This is a genomic window from Candidatus Pelagibacter sp. IMCC9063 (assembly GCF_000195085.1).
Lineage (GTDB): Bacteria > Pseudomonadota > Alphaproteobacteria > Pelagibacterales > Pelagibacteraceae > IMCC9063.
In genome coordinates, this window is the sequence record NC_015380.1 from 964,171 (window position 1) to 982,023 (window position 17,853).

The following is a 17,853-nucleotide window of genomic DNA, read 5'->3' on the forward strand; positions in this document are numbered from 1 at the left end:
TATGTCATCATCATTCGACAAATCAAAATTACCTAGTCGCCATACTACTGTTGGACCCGAAAGAGCTCCTCATAGATCTTTTTATTACGCAATGGACTTAACAAGAGAGGATGTTGCCAGACCTTTCGTTGGAGTAGTTTCTACGTGGAATGAAGCGGCACCATGCAACATTTCTTTAATGAGACAAACTCAAAGTGTTAAAAAGGGTGTTTATGATCACATGGGTTTACCAAGAGAATTTTGTACAATTACAGTGACTGACGGTCTAGCAATGGGGCACGAAGGAATGAAATCGTCTTTAATTTCTAGAGAAGTAATTGCAGATTCAACTGAATTGACAGTCCGTGGACATTGTTACGATGCATTAGTAGGTGTTGCTGGTTGTGATAAGTCCCTACCTGGATTGATGATGGCCATGTGTAGACTAAATGTTCCGAGTGTTTTTATTTATGGTGGATCAATTCTCCCAGGAAAATTTAAAGGTAAAGACGTTACAGTTGTTGACGTGTACGAGGCTGTAGGTATGCACGAAAATGGAAAAATGTCAGATGAAGATTTATTAGAACTTGAGTTAGCTGCTTGTCCAAGCGCGGGCGCTTGTGGTGGTCAATTTACAGCTAACACTATGGCTTGCGTATCGGAAGCTATAGGACTTGCATTACCATACTCCTCTGGAACACCTGCACCATACGAAGAAAGAGATAAGTTTGCTTATGAAAGTGGGAAAGTTGTTATGAATCTTTTAAAGAAAAAACTAAGACCAAGAGACATTGTAACTTTAGACTCTTTAAAAAATGCTGCTGTAATTGTTGCTGCTACAGGCGGTTCTACCAATGCTGCGTTGCACTTACCAGCTATAGCCAATGAATGTGGTATCAAATTCGATTTAATGGATGTTGCAGAAATTTTCAAAAAAACACCTTATCTAGCAGATTTAAAACCTGGCGGAAAATATGTTGCTAAAGACATGTTCGAAGCAGGGGGCGTGCCTATGCTTCTCAAAACATTATTGGATGGCGGATTTATCAACGGCAATTGCATGACAGTTACGGGTAAAACTATGGCTGAAAATTTAAAGGATGTTAAGTTTGATAAAAAACAAGATGTAATGAGACCTCATGACAACCCAATTACTCCTACCGGTGGTGTTGTGGGTTTAAAAGGTAATTTGGCACCAGAAGGGGCTATTGTAAAAGTTGCAGGTATGAAGAAATTACGTTTTGAAGGAGTAGCCAAATGTTTTGATAGTGAAGAGGAAGCATTCAAGGCTGTGAAAAGCAAGAATTACAAAGAAGGTGATGTTATCATTATTAGATACGAAGGTCCAAAAGGAGGACCAGGTATGAGAGAGATGCTTTCAACTACTGCTGCTATTTATGGACAGGGAATGGGTGAAAAAGTTGCACTTATTACTGATGGAAGATTTTCTGGAGCTACGAGAGGATTCTGTGTTGGTCATGCAGGACCAGAAGCTTTTGTTGGTGGCCCACTAGCTCTACTAGAAGATGGAGATAAAATAATTATAGATGCTGAAAAAGGAACTATAGACGTTGATTTAGATGACCAAACTTTCAAAACTAGAAAAGGCAAATGGAAGCCTAAAGAATCTAATTTCAACAGCGGAACTCTTTGGAAGTTTAGCCAAACAGTTGGATCTGCCAAGAATGGAGCGGTAACACATCCAGGTGGTTCAAAAGAAAAAAGCTGTTACGCTGACATATAGTTGTGAAAGTTAAACCTATCATTCTATGCGGTGGTGCTGGTACAAGATTATTTCCCAGCTCCTACAAAATTCACCCAAAACAATTTATAGATTTTGGCGGCTGGAATTTATTCCAAAAAACACTAGAGAGAATTAAGAGTCCTATTTACGACCATCCTGTTATTAGCTCCAATGAGAAATATGAAAAAATAATTAAATCATTTTTAAAAAAATATAAGATTAAAAAATATGATTTAGTTTTAGAGCCGTATAAAAAAAATACAGCCCCCGCTGTGCTTTCTTCAGCATTATTGGCTAACATTCCCAACAATCAAGCTTTAATATTTTTACCGGCGGATCAATTAATTGACAACGTTAAGGCATTTAACAAAGCAGTAAAGCAAAACCAAAAAAAACTTGCAGATGACAATATTTGTATTTTTGGAATTAAACCCACCGAACCGTCTTGTCAATTTGGATACTTCTTAATCAATAAACATAATAATATAGTTACTTCTTTTGTGGAGAAGCCAAGTGAAGTAATTGCAAAAAAAATTATTAAAAAAAATGCCTATTGGAATTCTGGTATTTTTTACTTAAGAAAAGATTCTTTAATTTATCATTATAAAAAAAATCAACCTAGTTTATTAAAAAATTGCCTCAGAGCTGTTGAAAAATCTCAATCTAAAAAATCTGTTTACAAACTTCACAAGCCTTCTTATGCAAAGGCTAAGGAAATTTCTTTCGATTATGCTATTTTGGAAAAATCTAAAAAAATATTAGGAGTTGGATTGAGTGTTGTATGGTCTGATTTGGGTAGCTGGAGAGCTATTACACATTTGTTTAAAAGAATAAAAAATAAATACTATAGTAAAAAAAATACTTTTATTAAACCTTGGGGAAAGTATTTTAATCTACATCGTGGAAAGTGTTTTTTAATTAAAGAATTGGTAGTTAATAAGAATTCTTCTATCAGTCTTCAAAAACATAGACATAGAGCCGAACACTGGACAATTACGCAAGGCAAACCAAAAGTCACAATAGATGCCAGAAAGCTTTACCCAAAGACCAATGAGACAGTTTTCATACCCTTGGGCGCTGTTCATCGAGTTGAAAATAAATTTAACCAGCCTGTTAAAATTATAGAGGCTCAGGTTGGTAAAATATTAAAGGAATCAGATATAATTAGATACGTTGATCAGTACAATCGTATCAAGTAAGAACGCATCTAATAGGAACATGATCAGAAGGTCTTTCATTGTCTCTAGTGAATTTATCAATTTCAATAGTTTTCAAATCTTGAATCATTGAGTCAGAAACAAGGTAGTGATCTATTCTTAATCCTTTGTTTCTTTGCCAAGATCCTTGTTGATAGTCCCAAAATGTATATTCCTTGGGTTCTTTATTAAACAATCTAAAACCATCCTTAAAACCGAGATTTAATAATGATCTAAATTTTTTTCTAATTTCCAATTTAAACAAAGCATCGTTTGTCCAATCCTCAGGGTTTCCCACGTCTTCTTCGCTTGGTATGACATTAAAATCACCAGTAATGATAATGTTTTTGTTTTTTTTAAACTTTCCGACTATGTATTTTTCAAAAACATCCATCCATTTTTTTTTATAGTCATATTTTTCGGTATTAATTGGATTTCCATTTGGAAGATAAATAGAGACGAGTAAAAATTTTTTATCATTATGAGAAACTTCAGCAGCTATACATCTAGATTGTCCTAGAGGATCTTTAAATTCGGAAGTTGTTACTTTTAGTTCCTCTTTTGAAATTATGGCAACACCATTGTAAGATTTTTGTCCAAATGAGTATGAGTGATAACCTATTTTTTTAAAGTCTTCATGAGGAAAGTTTTTATCTTCAGTCTTTATCTCTTGAAGAACCAGGACATCTATTTCTTTTTTCTTAAGATAATCTTTTACCTGGTTAACTCTTATTCTCACAGAGTTTATATTCCAACTAGCTATGTTCATTATACAGAAAAAGAAGTACCACAACCACAGGAGCTTTTAGCTTTAGGATTTTTAATCTTAAACGATTTTTCTATAAGAGTGTCATTATACTCAAGTACAGATCCGTTCAAATACTCAAGACTAGTTTTGTCCACTACTAAATTATCTAATCTCAAATCATCTTCAAGAACCTTGGTATCAATAGTAAAATTGTATTTAAAGCCAGAACATCCTCCACCCTCAACGCTTATTCTAAAGAAAGAGCCATCTTTTTCATTCTTTAAAAGATTGCCTATTTCTTGCTTGGCTTTATCGTCGATTTTTATATTAATTTGCATGAGTCTATTAAATATTTATTATATACGACATATCTTTAATGAACAGATCAACAGAAAATTATAATAGCATATTAAAACCATATGCCTCCAATAAGGCTAATTTTTTAGGAAGATTATACCCAGAAACAACTTCAGCATACAGATCTGAATACCAGAGAGATAGAGATAGGGTAATACACTGCTCATCTTTTAGAAGGCTAAAACACAAAACTCAAGTATTTGTCTATCATGAGGGTGACCACTTTAGAACAAGGCTAACACATTCACTGGAGGTTTCTCAAATTTCAAGATCCATAGCAAGATATATGGGACTCAATGAAGACTTGTGTGAAGCATTGAGTTTAGCCCATGATTTAGGACACACACCCTTCGGCCATGCTGGAGAAGATGTTCTTTCCGAATGCATGTCTAGCTACGGTGGATTTGATCATAATATTCAATCCTTAAGAATTCTTTTATTATTAGAAAATATTTATGAAAAATTTCCAGGTTTGAATCTTAGCACAAACACAGTGGATGGTTTACTAAAACACAATGGACCAATTATTGATGAAAACAAGGTGTTATCCTTGCTGCCAGATATTAAAAATTACAAAATAAATTTTCAAACATTTGGTTCCTTAGAAGCGCAAATAAGCTCACTATCTGATGATATCGCTTATAACAATCATGATATAGACGACGGCCTAAGGGCTAATTTTTTTACAATAGACGATCTAAAGGAAATCCCTATTTTAAAAGATATAATTTTAGAAACGTATGATAAAAATTCTACCAAAAATAATTACAAACTCGTTAGAAGATTAATAGATTATATGGTTACAGATTTAATTAATAATTCTATTGAGCAAATTAATTTAAATAATATTTCTTCAATTGAAAAAGTTCACAAGGCCAGCAAGGAAATTATTATTTTTTCTGAAAAAACTAACAATTTAATTAAAAATATTAAATCTTTTTTATTTAACAATATGTATAAACACGCGCATATTCAAAAGTGGTCTGAAGAATCAAAAATAATTCTCAATACAATTTTTATTTATTATATGAAAAATTATAATAAAATTGAAAAAAACTTTAATAATAGCAATTCAAAAGAGAGAAATATTAGCGATTACATTTCTGGAATGACTGATAAATATGCTATTGATTTATATAGCTCAATCAAATGAATATTTTTCAATTCTATAAAGATCAATTTTGTGACCTATTAAAAGACAATAAGTATAGTTGTAACTATGAAAAAATTTCTGTAGAGCCACCGAAACAAACTAGTTTTGGTGATTTGGCTTTTAACGCTCCTCTTATATTGGCTGCTGAATTTAAAAAAAATCCTTTAGAGATTGGCTCTGAAATTGCAGAGCTTATTAAAAAAAAATTTAAAGAATTTGAGAATATAGATGTAGCAAAACCAGGCTTTATTAACCTAAAGCTAAAAAATAACTTTTGGATTAGTTACCTTTCTGATTTCAATACTCACAATAAAAAAATTTCGAGTTCTAAAAAAAAAATAAACATAGAGTATGTCTCAGCCAACCCAACCGGTCCCTTGCACGTTGGCCACTGTAGAGGAGCTGTTTATGGAGATGTCTTAGCAAATCTATTATCTTTTGTGGGAGAGGATGTGACAAAAGAATATTATATCAATGATTATGGAAATCAGATTCATATGTTTTCAAAATCTGTATTTGCTAGAATTCAGGAGATAAAAGAAAATATTAAATTTCCATTAGATCAGGGTCTCTACCCGGGAGATTATCTCATAGAAATCGCAAATAATATTATTAAGAAAAAGTTAATTACAGACATCTCTAATTATGAGAAAATTAAAGACCAGCTAGGCAGTGCTGCCATGTCCGAAGCGATGCTTATGATAAAAAGTGACCTTTTGGCACTTGGAATTCAGCATGACTTATTTATTTCAGAAAAAGACTTGGTTAGTAAGGATTTGATTTCCAAGACCATTGAAATTTTAAATCAAAAGCAATGTATTTATGAAGGTGTTCTGGCAAAACCAAAAGGTAATGAAATTGAAGACTGGGAACCTAGATCTCAACTTCTTTTCAAGTCAACAAAGTTTGGCGATGACGTTGATAGAGCTTTAAAAAAATCAGACGGGACATGGACTTATTTTGCCAATGATGTTGCGTATCATGCATATAAGTTAGAAAGAAAATTTGACAAATATATCAATGTTCTAGGGGCTGACCATGCTGGATATCTAAAAAGATTAAAAGCTTGTGTGGATGCTCTTTCTGACTTTAAGGCAGACTTTGAATGCAAAACCTGCCAGCTAGTTAAGCTTTTTAAATCTGGAGAACCCTACAAAATGTCCAAGAGAGCAGGAGATTTTATTACAGCAAAAGAATTGGTAAAAGCAGTTGGTGTAGATGCGGTTCGTTTCATGATGATTTATAGAAGTAATGACAGTCAATTAGATTTTGATTTCGATTTGGTTACTGAAAAAACAAAAGAAAATCCTGTCTTTTATGTTCAGTATGCATCCGCAAGAATTCATTCGGTTTTAAGAAAAACAAAATTTGATAATAGTGTATTCGAAAAATCTCACTTAGGTTTGTTAACTTCAAATGTAGAAATTGAATTAATTAAAAAACTTTCTTTATGGCCGAAAACGATCGAGTTAGCAGCCAGAAACTTAGAGCCTCACAGAATTCCTTATTATCTTTATGACCTTTCATCTTCATTGCATTCTTATTGGAATTTAGGAAAAGAAGACTCAAGTTTTAAAATAATTGAAAATCCAGATATAAACTTAGTGCATGCAAGAGTCTTTTTGTTAAATAAGATTTTATCAGTAATCAAGTCAGGCTTATCTATTTTAGGGGTAAATGCTCCAGAAACTATGTGATATATTGATTCATGATTAAAGTGCTTTCTTTATTTTTTTTTATTCTTTTTTTGTTTTATAATTACACATTTTACAACTCTGATACTTACATAGAAAAATCTAACAACAGTCATGAAAAGCACAAATTAAAACTTGAACAATACACTGTGAAATTAAAGAAAATTGAGACAAGCAAAAATTTTAAAACCTTTATTGACAATTCAGAATATTTTAAGAAAAAACAGAAACAGCCAAAGTTTTGGGAGCTTATTAAGTAAATGACAAAGTTAGTTAGGCCTGTAATTCTCGGTATAGAAGGATCGCGAATTTCCAAAAAAGAATATTTTTTATTTAAAAAATACCCACCTTTGGGATATATAATTTTTTCTAGAAACATAGAAAATTTTTCACAGTTAAAAAATTTAATTACGGAGCTGAGATCTATTAATCACTATAATAATACATTAATAATGATTGATCATGAAGGAGGAAGAGTAAACAGATTCTCTAAATTTTTTAGCCAATCTAAATATTCTGCAAAAAATTTTGGTCTTACATACGAAAATAATAAAAAAGAATTTTTTAAAAATCTAAACAAATTTATCAATTTTAATTCAAATCTATTTAATTATTTGGGAATTAATCTAGTAGCAGCACCAACTTTAGATTTGTTTTATAAAAACAAATCGGATGTAATTGGCGACAGATCCTATTCAAGCAAAGTTGAAGTTGTTCAGGCTATTGGAAAATTAGTTATTGATATGTATAAGAAAAAAAAAATCTTAACTATAGCGAAGCACGTTCCGGGCCATGGATTATCAACCGAAGATTCTCATTTTTACTTACCTGTAATAAAAAATAAATTAAGCTTCTTAAAAAAAAATGATCTAGCCTGTTTTCGTAACGTTAAGTCAAATTTTTTAATGACAGCTCATATAGTCTATGAGGGTATTGACAAGAATAACCCAGCAACCCTCTCCAAAAAGCTTATTAACGATTTAATACGCAAACAATTAAATTTTAAAGGCCTTTTAATGTCCGATGATATTTGCATGAAGGCACTAAAGGGGTCTCCACAGACTTTGGCAAACAAATCTTTTGCAGCAGGTTGTGATATCGTTCTTCATTGTAACGGTGATTATAATCAAATGCTTAGTTTGTTAGAAAGCGTGAGACCAGCAAGTAGCTCTTTGTTAGCAAAAATTATTAAATTGTTTGATTATACAAGATAATCTAGTAGGTTTTTTATATGCAAGAGAATCAAGCAGAAACACTAACAGATAAATTTAAATTAAACGTTGATAACTATGAAGGCCCTTTAGATCTTCTTTTGGATCTTGCTAAAGCACAAAAGGTTGACTTGATGCAAATATCCATAGTTCAATTAGCCGATCAATACATTTCTTATGTAAATGAAATTAAAGACAACCTTGAACGTGCTGCTGATTTTTTAGTAATGGCGGCTTGGTTAGCTTACTTAAAGTCTCGTTTATTATTACCAGACAATTCTGATGATGATTTTTCTGCTATACAAATGGCAGAAAAACTAAAATTACAACTTAGAAAATTAGAAAGTATTAGACTTTTATCCGATCGACTAATGTCAAAACCAAAATTAGGATTTGATGTATTTATGCGGTCTATGCGCGAGGGTATTAAACCTATCAGTAAATCGGAATATAACGTCTCTCTTTATGAGTTAATTAAATCCTATGCTGATTTTAAAAAAAAACAAAATTTTTCATCTATCAGTATTGGAAAATTGCCAGTTTACACAATGGAAGAAGCCATTAAGGCAATTACTCAAATGTTTGATAAGATTAAGGACTGGTGTGAGATAAAAACTATCATTCCCAATAATTTTTTAAAAACAAAAAAATTAAAAAAAACAGGACTTTCTGGAACTTTTGCTGCAAGCCTTGAGTTGGTACGAGAAGGCAAACTTTCAATTAAACAAGATAAAATATTTGAAAATATTTTTATAAAAACTAGAAATTAAAAATATGGCTAGCACTGACACTAAAGAAAAGAAAATTATAGAAGCATTTTTATTTGCTGCTGATGAGCCTTTGGATCTTGAGACGCTTCAGTCCAAAGTTAAAAAAAAAATAAACGTATTGAAGATTTTAGAAGAATTGCAATTAGAGTACAAAGATAGAGGGATAAACTTAATCAAACTTGTTAACAAATGGTCTTTTAGAACCTCAATTGATCTGGCCGATCAATTAAGAGAAGAAGTAACTAGGGAAAAAAAGCTTTCAAAAGCTGCAATCGAAACACTTGCTATCATTGCCTATCATCAGCCTGTTACACGATCTGAAATTGAAGAAATTCGAGGAGTTTCTTTCTCTACAGGAACTATGGAGGTTTTATTTGAATTGGGATGGGTTAAACCTGCTGGTAGAAAAGATATACCGGGCAAGCCCTTAGCTTACGGAACTACAGAATCTTTTCTCAGTCATTTTAATTTAGATTCACTAGAGGACTTACCTAATGCAGATGAGTTAATGGCTGCAGGGTTAATAGATAGTAGGGTAGATAGTTCGATTTTTGGAACCTCTAAATTTGTAGCTGAAGAAGATTCTGAAAAAGAAGATATTTATTCAAATATTGACGACATGATTAGCGATACCCTAGCTGCTGATGAGGATATCAAAGTAGAGAATTCAAAAGAAGAAGAACAAAGTGTTACTGCAAAAAAGGTAAAAAGCACTAAAAAATAGTTATTGTCATTGCTTAAATTTATGGGTATTGTTTCTTCATGTCTCCAGGTATTTGGCAAATAGTTATCGTAGTAGCGCTTGTAATCCTTCTTTTTGGTAGAGGAAAAATTTCTCAACTAATGGGTGATGTTGCCAAGGGTATAAAGAGCTTTAAGCATGGGATGTCTTCTACTGATGAAATTGAAGAAAAAGAAACTCCCAAAGATAACAATAAATCCGAAAGTTAATCTAAATGCCACAAATAGGGTGGTCTGAGCTTTTAGTTATAGCTGTAATTGCCATATTAGTTATTGGACCTAAAGAACTTCCAATCATTATGAAGAAAGTGGGTGGATGGATTAGGACTGTAAAAAATTACACAAATCAATTTCAAAATAGCCTAGAAGAAATGACAGACTTGGATGCGGATATTCACACTGAAACCAAGTCAAAAAAAAAATTAGCTACTAAAGAAAAAGATTTAGAAACTTAAATTTATAACGATGAACGCCAAACCCTCAAGCATAACTGGTCACCTAAAAGAATTAAGGACTAGGCTATTAAAGTCCGTTATTTTTTTATTCATTGCTTTTGTCGTATGTTATATTTTTGCAGATAAGATTTATTCATTTTTATTGGATCCTTATGTTCAAGCTGTTAAAGGAGATCCCGTTGAACGAAGAATGATTTTTACAGCGCTTCATGAAACATTTTTAACATATTTAAAATTGGCTTTTTTTTCTTCTTTTTGTATTTCTTTTCCTTTAATTGTAATTCAGATTTGGAAGTTTATTGCTCCGGGTCTTTATAAGGATGAAAAATTAGCTTTATTACCTTTTTTAGTGGCTACACCAATTTTATTTATTTTGGGTGGAATGCTAGTATATTATTTGATCATGCCACTTGCTATAAAATTTTTTTTATCTTTTGAGACAACGGGAATGGCTTCGGGTATGCCAATTCAATTGGAAGCCAAGGTGAATGAATACTTATCTCTCGTTACTAAATTAATTTTTGCCTTTGGTTTAAGTTTTCAGTTACCAGTTCTTCTAACTTTATTAGGGAAGGTAGGATTTCTCACCTCAAATTCCTTAAGAACCAGAAGAAAGTATGTAGTTGTTATGATTTTTGCTGCTGCTGCGCTTTTAACTCCACCAGATCCCATAACTCAGATTGGCTTGGCACTGCCTTTATTGTTGCTGTATGAGCTTTCTATATTTACAGTAAGTTTTGTAGAAAAAAAATAATGCTAATCTTAAAAGATATAAGAAAAAATTTAGATTTTTTTAAAAAAAAATCAAATCTAGGTACATAAATAATTCAGATTCATTACTAGATTCTTTGATCAGCAATGATGAAAGCCTTAGAAAAAACCTAGAGTTGCAGCAAAATCTCCAAAATAAAAGAAATTCAATTTCTAAAGCTTTAGGCGCTCATAAAGATAAAGGTAGTGATGATTTTAAAAAGTTATCTACAGAGGTAACCGAAGTAAAAAATGAAATTAACAAAATAGAAACTTCAATCTCTGATCTTAAAAAAAAAATAGACGAAACGCTTTACACACTTCCAAATATACCGCTTGAAGACGTTCCTATTGCTGAAGACGAAAAAGGTAATGTTGAACTTAAAAAAGTTGGCCAAATCAAAGAATTTGATTTTAAACCTCTAAGTCATGATGAAATTGGAGAAAGTTTAGATTTGATAGATTTTGAAACAGCCACAGAACTTTCTGGATCTCGGTTTTCAATTTTAAAAAAAGATTTAGCTAAATTAGAACGTGCCTTAGTAAATTTTATGCTTGATATTCATACAGAGGAAAATGGATATGATGAATACAACGTCCCAATTCTTGTTAATACCAAAGCGATGTATGGAACGGGCCAACTGCCAAAATTTAGAGATGATCAGTTTCAAACTAATAATGATCTATGGCTAATACCCACTGGCGAAGTTCCATTGACCAATATGGTAGCTAATAAAATTACAAAATATGAAAAACTTCCTTTAAGGTATGTGGCTGCCACTCCCTGTTTTAGATTAGAGGCTGGTTCAGCTGGAAAAGACACTAAAGGAATGATGCGACAGCATCAATTTTCTAAAGTGGAGTTAGTTTCTATCGTCCAACCCGAGTTTAGAGAAAAAGAATTGGAAAAACTTCTTAAGTCTGCTGAAAGAGTTCTCGAATTGTTAAAATTGCCGTATAGGGTAATGTTGCTATCAACTGGCGATATGGGTTTTAGTGCTGAAAAAACCTATGACATTGAAGTTTGGATTCCTTCACAAGAAAAATATAGAGAAATTTCTAGTTGCTCATCATGTTCAACTTTCCAGTCCAATAGAATGAAAGCTAGATACAAAACTGTAGATAATAAAAATGAATTGCTAGCAACATTAAACGGATCTGGCCTTGCAATAGGCAGGACTATCATTGCAATTCTAGAAAACTACCAAAACAAAGACGGATCCATAGAAATTCCATTGGTGTTGCAAAAGTACATGTCCAAAAAGAGCATTAGTTGATAATCTTCAATATAATATTTTAATCTATGTCCAAAAACTTTTTATGGAAAGCTAGTAATGAAAGAATAAAAAATTCCAATCTTTACGAATTCTGTAGATATTTAGAGAAAAAACTAAACCTACCTTTGTATGAAAATTATAATGATTTGTGGGAATGGTCTGTAAAATCACCCTCTGTTTTTTGGAATGCTTTTTGGGATTTTGCGAATATTAAAGGAACTAAAGGAAAAAAAGTTTTCTTAAAAAAAGATTCCTTTTTAGATTCTCACTACTTTGAAGATTCAAAATTAAATTTTGCTCACAATCTTTTGTTTAAAAAAACCAATGAAATAGCAATTCATTTTAGAGGAGAGAATGGCTATGAAAAATCAATTTCTTGGAAAAAACTTTATGAAGATGTTTGCAAATTATCAAATTTTTTTAAAAAAAATGGTTTAAAAAAAAATGACAGAGTTGCAGCTTACCTCCCAAATAACATTGAGGCTATAGTGGGATTGCTAGCTTCTTCTAAAAACGGGCATATATGGTCGTCTTGCTCTCCTGACTTTGGTGTCCAAGGAGTTGTGGATCGTTTTTTGCAAATAGAACCCAAGGTTTTGATTACTTGTGATTACTATTACTATAACGGAAAAAAAATTAGCCTTATAGAAAGAATAAAATCTCTACAAAAAATGATTCCTTCGATTGAAAAGGTTATTATTTGTTCTTATGAAGAAGACAGTGTCCCTTCAGAATCTTTTATTTCTTTTGAAAAAATATTAAATGCAAATCTACCAGACGAAACTTTTGAAGAATTTGAATTTAATCAACCTTTGTACATTCTCTATTCCAGTGGAACAACTGGCGTACCCAAGTGCATTGTTCATGGTGCAGGAGGTTCCTTAATAGAACACAAAAAGGAATTATTTTTACATTGTGATATTAAAGAAAATGACAATATATTTTATTTTACTACTACTGGATGGATGATGTGGAATTGGCTTGTCAGTGGTTTATGCTGCGGTGCAAGTATCAAATTATATGATGGGTCACCTTTATATCCCACTAAAGATATTCTATTTAAATATTGCGAAGATCATAAATTTTCTTTGTTTGGTGTGAGCGCTAAATATATAGATTTTTTAAAAAAAAATAAATTTTCAGCAGGTTCTTATAATCTTAATAATTTAAAAACTATAACTTCTACAGGCTCACCTTTAATGAAAGAGAGCTATGAGTACGTTTACAAGAATATTAAAAAAGATGTTATGTTGTCGTCTATGAGTGGAGGAACAGATGTGATCGGATGTCTAGTTATGGGTAATATTTTTGACAAAGTTTATGCTGGAGAAATCCAGGGCGCCAGCCTTGCAATTGATGTTGATATTTACAATGACTCAGGCGCTGCAGTAGTTAATGATGATAAGGGAGAGCTTGTCGTAAAAAGTCCTTTCCCGTCTATGCCTATTCAGTTTTGGAACGATCCCTTAAAAGAAAAAATTAAATCTGCTTATTTTTCTAAATTTCCAAATACTTGGCATCATGGTGATTATATACAAAAGACTACCAATGGTGGTTTTGTTATTCATGGAAGATCAGATGCTACCTTAAATCCTGGTGGTGTAAGAATAGGTACAGCGGAGATATATAGGCAGGTCGAATCTTTTGATGAAATTGAAGAATCTGTTGTAGTTGGACAGTCTTTTGATGACGATATTAGAATAGTTCTTTTTGTAAAAATGAATTTGAATTTTGATCTGACAGATGAGCTAACTCAAAAAATAAAGTCTTCCATAAAAAAAAACTGCTCTCCAAGACACGTGCCTTCAATTATATTGCAATGTCCAGACGTACCCAAAACAAAAAGTGGCAAAGTGGTAGAGATTGCAGTTAGAATGTTATTAAACGGAGAGGAAGTTAATAATTTGGAGTCCATAGCCAATCCTGAGTGTTTAAAGTACTTCAGAAATACTGGTTTGGTAAAGCTTAATTAAGCTCCACTATTAGCGATTTTGGTCAACGAGATAAAATCTTGAAGGTGTTTTTCGCCGTGAAAAGCATTATTATGCATTTTATGCATATTAAAGATATCAAATCTAGCTGAAAAGCGTATGCATATCTATGAAGGTAGAGTTAAAAAATAGTCTTGTCACCGTTCTTTTTGGATTATTGTTAACAGTTTCGCTGAGTTCAGCGTCTTTAGCTGATACCACCTCTATCAAAAATAATGTTAAAAATTCACTGGATAGCAAAGTTAATTCAAAAATTAATGCTGCTACTGCCGCAGTTTCAAATAAAATCTCTTTTTTTGCAAAAGAAAACCTTGAGAGTATTAAATATTTAGATTTTGAAATTAAAAATCAAGAACGTTTAAAACCTACGTTCCGAATCATGAGTGTTAATGAGATTTTAAAAATTAATTCCGGAACGATCTTTAATCAAACAAGTTTCAATAACCATGATGGAGATCAGACAATTAATATAGGCTTGGGTACTAGAAAATTATTCAATAATAATAAAATAATACTAGGCTCTAATATTTTTTATGACCATCAATTTAATGACAAGCATCAACGATCGGGAGCAGGGGTGGAAGCCATCTCTAGTGTTTTTGATCTGCGAGGAAATTATTACAATGCTTTAAGCGGTAGAAGAACTACCAGCGAAGGTGGAATTGAACGAGCTATGGATGGTTGGGATACGCAAATGGATTACCACCTTCCCATCAAGCAAGATGTCAGTATTTTCTTAAATGCTTTTGAATTTGAAAACCCAGAAAAAAATAGTGATTTTAAAGTAACCGGAAACAAAATGGGATTGAATGCGAGATTGGGACATTTCTTAATTGAAGCTGGATATATGGATGACAATCTGGAAAACGATAGTTATTTTGGAAGCATTAAGTTTGTTATCGATTTGGGACAAGAAAAAATTCAAAATTCTAAAAATTTCTTAGAATATGAATATGTCGGTCACAAATTATACGAACCCGTAAAACGTGAAAACAAAATACGAGTAGTGAAGATTGCTGCTTCTGGATTATTTGCATCAGGATATTAATTATGAAACATAAAATAACTACGTTCCTTTTCTTAATTACATTGGGATTTTCTTTTAATTTATTTTTTACAGAATCTTCTCAAGCTGAGGTATGTGCTAAAACAAATGGTGGGATTATCATGAAAGATCCTGCTGTTACAACCCAGACATACACAGACGGAAGTGATACGGTAGACGCCCCCTTTAATTATGCAGACGGAATTGTAGATTCTGAATTCAACACAAATAATACTAATGCATGCAATGAAATGCCAGAATATTATGGGGTTTTGATTAATAGAATTGCTATTTGCAAGGAAGACCCTTATGTGGATGGAGCTAATCCAGCTCTTACATCATGCGTAGATATTGTTAACAAGCCTGCTAACACAACATATACAGAAGTTAGCCCAGATAAAGAGAATGACCTTGTTTCAGAAGGTCTTATTGATAGTGATTTGATAATCGCACAAGGTTCATATCCTTATGCATTTGTGCTTGTTAATAATAAATTAAAGGTAAAGCATGTTCAAAAATATGTGGAACCGGATGGAACTAATGCTACGATGCGTGGCTTTGGAAATGGTGCTACTGGTATTACAGGAACATATTGTTACACATTAGAAAAAACTACGACTTACAGTAATTCTATCTGGGATGGAGCTTACAAAACTGCAATGGGCTCTGGTACTATTGTTCAAGCTGGTGATGGAACTAATGCTACTATGGCATGTAATGATACCAAAGCTACAGCAGATACTAGCGCGGAATGGGCTACTGAGATTATCGATCACCTTGGTGGCGATATAAGTGATAAAACAGCTTTGGTAAGTAGTGCTGACTATTCGATTGGTACAGGTGTTGATGCCGGCGTAGATTTGGCAAATTACATGCTTAAAGCAGGTGGCTTAGTGTTAGCAGATAATGTTGATAACGCTGTTAGAATTGGAGCTATTTACAGATATGCCAACCCAGTTGTTATTAGCGAAAATACAGTAGGAATAAAATTTGATTTTGGAACAACCTATGGTTCATCCATAGATGCCATGGTAGATGGCAGCGATAAAGTGTGGATGAAAAAGACAGGAGTAGATCCTTTTATTATGAAAATTCTTACCAGAGAAAGAGGAGCTGGAGGAGCTGCAAGAATTGGATCTTGGCGATAGTATCGTTTTAAAGAATACTTCTAAATTGTTTTAAGTACTCTTATTTACTGCAATAGCTAACGCAGATCTTAAAACTACCTTGTAAATGAACGCAACAGTGTGAGTTTGAGAGCGATTGTGATCGGACGAGGTGAAGTCCATTAGGACGGAGCAACGGTCAGGAAAACAACTCATACGAGTCTTAAATAAGAACATCAGCTGTTCTTTTTGCGAATTTAAAATCGTTGATATTGCTAGAAAATTATAAGATAAGATCAGCCATTATAAATCAAGAGAAAGCACATAAAATATAACTTATTTCTATTTATCTTTGGCTAAAGTTGTCTGAAAGTTGTCTGGAAAATAAATATTTTGTGAGTCTTTTTTGCAACAAACGAATTAGTGTTGTATATCAATGCTAACTCAATGCGGTTAGGTGGGTGAGAGGCTGAAACCAGTCGTTTGCTAAATGACCTTACGAGTAACATCGTAACGAGGGTTCGAATCCCTCCCTGACCGCCACTTTTTATGAAGTTAAAAAAGTTACCAATAGCAAAAATTTTAAGTACTTCTTTTAATTTTATTTTTTTAGATTTTTCAAAAAAAATTAAAAAAGGTTTCTTTGCAGTTTTTTTAATTACTTTTTTTTTAATCTATCGACAAGTTCTTTGGCTACTAATTTTACCATTCTTTTATTTATACTTTTTTCCACATTGCTTATGAGCTCTGTTGGCATAAGTATTCATAAAGAAATTTTAGAAAAGAAAGAGCAGGACTATTTTTTAGATTTTTTGTCTGTAAAAAATTTTAAATATTTCTTTGCCATAACTGCAATTACATTAATTTCAATATCACCCTTGATATTTCATTACTTGTTTAAAAGCTTTGGTAAAAATGTTTTATTTAACTTAAGCATATCTTTCCTTTTCATGCTTTGGATATTTTCATCAGCTTTTGCTTTAAGATTTATTTTTATTCTCCCAAAAATTGCTCTTAATAAAAAAATAAAGCCTTATATAAAGCAAATGAACCATGAGGGATTTCAGTTTTTAGGTTTATTTGTAGTCGTAACAATTATTTTTTTTATACCCTCGTCTATAATTCTTTCTCTTCAGATTTCTCTATCTAGTAGCAATGCTCAATTTTTTACATTTATAAAACCATTGTTTGATTTTATTTCTTTTTACATTTCTTATTTAAACTACTTAATTATTTTTGCTGCAATTTCCTATTCGTATAAAATGCAAAACACTACCGATCATTAAAAATTTATTTAGTTCGAGGATTTTGCAAAAATTATAAAAAAAGTAATAAACTGGCAGAGGGAGTGAGATTCGAACTCACGGTACCTTGCGGTACGGCGGTTTTCAAGACCGCTGGATTAAACCACTCTCCCATCCCTCCGTTGAAATGTTTTTATAATCTTAATGTTAAATTTCAACAAAAAAGCATTATTTGCTGAAACTTTAAATTATGAGGTTCTGTAATTGTTTGTTCTTTGTCATGATGTGTCAGATTCATTGTTATTGACTACCATTGACTAAAAATAGAAAGAAAACATAAAAATCTAGCCTTTTTCTCTTGTTAATCTAAATATTATTTAATGATATTTTGT

The 17,853-nt window shown here is 32.2% G+C and carries 17 protein-coding genes and 2 tRNA genes; 16 read left to right on the forward strand and 3 right to left on the reverse strand.

Features of this window, described 5'->3' with window-relative positions; translation table 11 throughout:
- The first annotated feature begins 1 nt into the window (after position 1).
- Together ilvD and SAR11G3_RS05095 are read left to right on the forward strand one after the other, a co-directional pair.
- On the forward strand, positions 2-1,723 hold the full coding sequence (gene ilvD / locus SAR11G3_RS05090) for a dihydroxy-acid dehydratase (RefSeq protein ID WP_013695730.1): 1,722 nt from the start codon (positions 2-4) through the stop codon (positions 1,721-1,723).
- 2 nt (positions 1,724-1,725) lie between these two features.
- Positions 1,726-2,922, forward strand: coding sequence for a sugar phosphate nucleotidyltransferase (locus tag SAR11G3_RS05095; RefSeq protein ID WP_013695731.1), 1,197 nt, complete (start codon positions 1,726-1,728; stop codon positions 2,920-2,922).
- Here the strand turns inward: SAR11G3_RS05095 and xth are convergent.
- Together xth and SAR11G3_RS05105 are read right to left on the reverse strand one after the other, a co-directional pair.
- Positions 2,915-3,688: an exodeoxyribonuclease III gene (gene xth / locus SAR11G3_RS05100; RefSeq protein WP_041862382.1), complete on the reverse strand. Its 774-nt coding sequence runs from the start codon at positions 3,686-3,688 to the stop codon at positions 2,915-2,917. The two genes, SAR11G3_RS05095 and xth, sit on opposite strands and share 8 nt — an antisense overlap.
- Positions 3,688-4,005, reverse strand: coding sequence for a HesB/IscA family protein (locus tag SAR11G3_RS05105; RefSeq protein ID WP_013695733.1), 318 nt, complete (start codon positions 4,003-4,005; stop codon positions 3,688-3,690). The genes xth and SAR11G3_RS05105 overlap by 1 nt, the downstream gene beginning before the upstream one ends.
- Positions 4,006-4,043: 38 nt before the next feature.
- On the opposite strand from SAR11G3_RS05105, the gene SAR11G3_RS05110 reads away from it, so the two are divergent.
- The 14 genes from SAR11G3_RS05110 to SAR11G3_RS05185 all read left to right on the forward strand — a co-directional run bounded on the left by SAR11G3_RS05110 (position 4,044) and on the right by SAR11G3_RS05185 (position 17,503).
- Complete coding sequence (locus SAR11G3_RS05110) at positions 4,044-5,177, forward strand: deoxyguanosinetriphosphate triphosphohydrolase (protein WP_013695734.1); 1,134 nt, start codon at positions 4,044-4,046, stop codon at positions 5,175-5,177.
- Positions 5,174-6,874: an arginine--tRNA ligase gene (gene argS, locus SAR11G3_RS05115; protein ID WP_013695735.1), complete on the forward strand. Its 1,701-nt coding sequence runs from the start codon at positions 5,174-5,176 to the stop codon at positions 6,872-6,874. The genes SAR11G3_RS05110 and argS overlap by 4 nt, the downstream gene beginning before the upstream one ends.
- 257 nt (positions 6,875-7,131) lie before the next feature.
- Positions 7,132-8,085 (forward strand): glycoside hydrolase family 3 N-terminal domain-containing protein, encoded by a 954-nt coding sequence (locus SAR11G3_RS05125; RefSeq protein ID WP_013695737.1) that lies wholly within the window; start codon positions 7,132-7,134, stop codon positions 8,083-8,085.
- 17 nt (positions 8,086-8,102) lie between these two features.
- A complete protein-coding gene (locus SAR11G3_RS05130; RefSeq protein ID WP_013695738.1) occupies positions 8,103-8,852 on the forward strand; it encodes a segregation and condensation protein A in 750 nt (249 codons plus the stop codon).
- Positions 8,853-8,856: 4 nt separating this feature from the next.
- The gene (gene scpB / locus SAR11G3_RS05135; protein ID WP_013695739.1) at positions 8,857-9,576 is read left to right on the forward strand and encodes an SMC-Scp complex subunit ScpB; all 720 of its coding nucleotides are present in this window, start codon (positions 8,857-8,859) and stop codon (positions 9,574-9,576) included.
- A gap of 38 nt (positions 9,577-9,614) precedes the next feature.
- Positions 9,615-9,803 carry a twin-arginine translocase TatA/TatE family subunit gene (tatA, locus tag SAR11G3_RS05140; protein ID WP_013695740.1) on the forward strand — a complete coding sequence of 63 codons (189 nt, stop codon included), beginning with the start codon at positions 9,615-9,617 and terminating at the stop codon, positions 9,801-9,803.
- Positions 9,804-9,808: 5 nt separating this feature from the next.
- The gene (gene tatB / locus SAR11G3_RS05145) at positions 9,809-10,048 is read left to right on the forward strand and encodes a Sec-independent protein translocase protein TatB (RefSeq protein WP_013695741.1); all 240 of its coding nucleotides are present in this window, start codon (positions 9,809-9,811) and stop codon (positions 10,046-10,048) included.
- A 10-nt stretch (positions 10,049-10,058) separates the two neighbouring features.
- Positions 10,059-10,802 carry a twin-arginine translocase subunit TatC gene (gene tatC / locus SAR11G3_RS05150; RefSeq protein WP_013695742.1) on the forward strand — a complete coding sequence of 248 codons (744 nt, stop codon included), beginning with the start codon at positions 10,059-10,061 and terminating at the stop codon, positions 10,800-10,802.
- 94 nt (positions 10,803-10,896) lie between these two features.
- Entirely contained in the window at positions 10,897-12,075 is a 1,179-nt protein-coding gene (gene serS, locus SAR11G3_RS05155; RefSeq protein WP_013695743.1) for a serine--tRNA ligase, read from the forward strand.
- Between the two features lie 26 nt (positions 12,076-12,101).
- On the forward strand, positions 12,102-14,048 hold the full coding sequence (locus SAR11G3_RS05160; RefSeq protein ID WP_013695744.1) for an acetoacetate--CoA ligase: 1,947 nt from the start codon (positions 12,102-12,104) through the stop codon (positions 14,046-14,048).
- A 127-nt stretch (positions 14,049-14,175) separates the two neighbouring features.
- The gene (locus tag SAR11G3_RS05165) at positions 14,176-15,114 is read left to right on the forward strand and encodes an inverse autotransporter beta domain-containing protein (protein ID WP_013695745.1); all 939 of its coding nucleotides are present in this window, start codon (positions 14,176-14,178) and stop codon (positions 15,112-15,114) included.
- 2 nt (positions 15,115-15,116) lie between these two features.
- On the forward strand, positions 15,117-16,259 hold the full coding sequence (locus tag SAR11G3_RS05170) for a hypothetical protein (protein WP_013695746.1): 1,143 nt from the start codon (positions 15,117-15,119) through the stop codon (positions 16,257-16,259).
- 409 nt (positions 16,260-16,668) lie between these two features.
- A tRNA-Ser gene (locus tag SAR11G3_RS05175) sits at positions 16,669-16,760 on the forward strand.
- Between the two features lie 197 nt (positions 16,761-16,957).
- Positions 16,958-17,503 carry a hypothetical protein gene (locus SAR11G3_RS05185; RefSeq protein ID WP_013695748.1) on the forward strand — a complete coding sequence of 182 codons (546 nt, stop codon included), beginning with the start codon at positions 16,958-16,960 and terminating at the stop codon, positions 17,501-17,503.
- A gap of 51 nt (positions 17,504-17,554) precedes the next feature.
- Here the strand turns inward: SAR11G3_RS05185 and SAR11G3_RS05190 are convergent.
- Positions 17,555-17,642: transfer RNA gene (locus SAR11G3_RS05190), tRNA-Ser, on the reverse strand.
- Between the last annotated feature and the right edge of the window lie 211 nt (positions 17,643-17,853).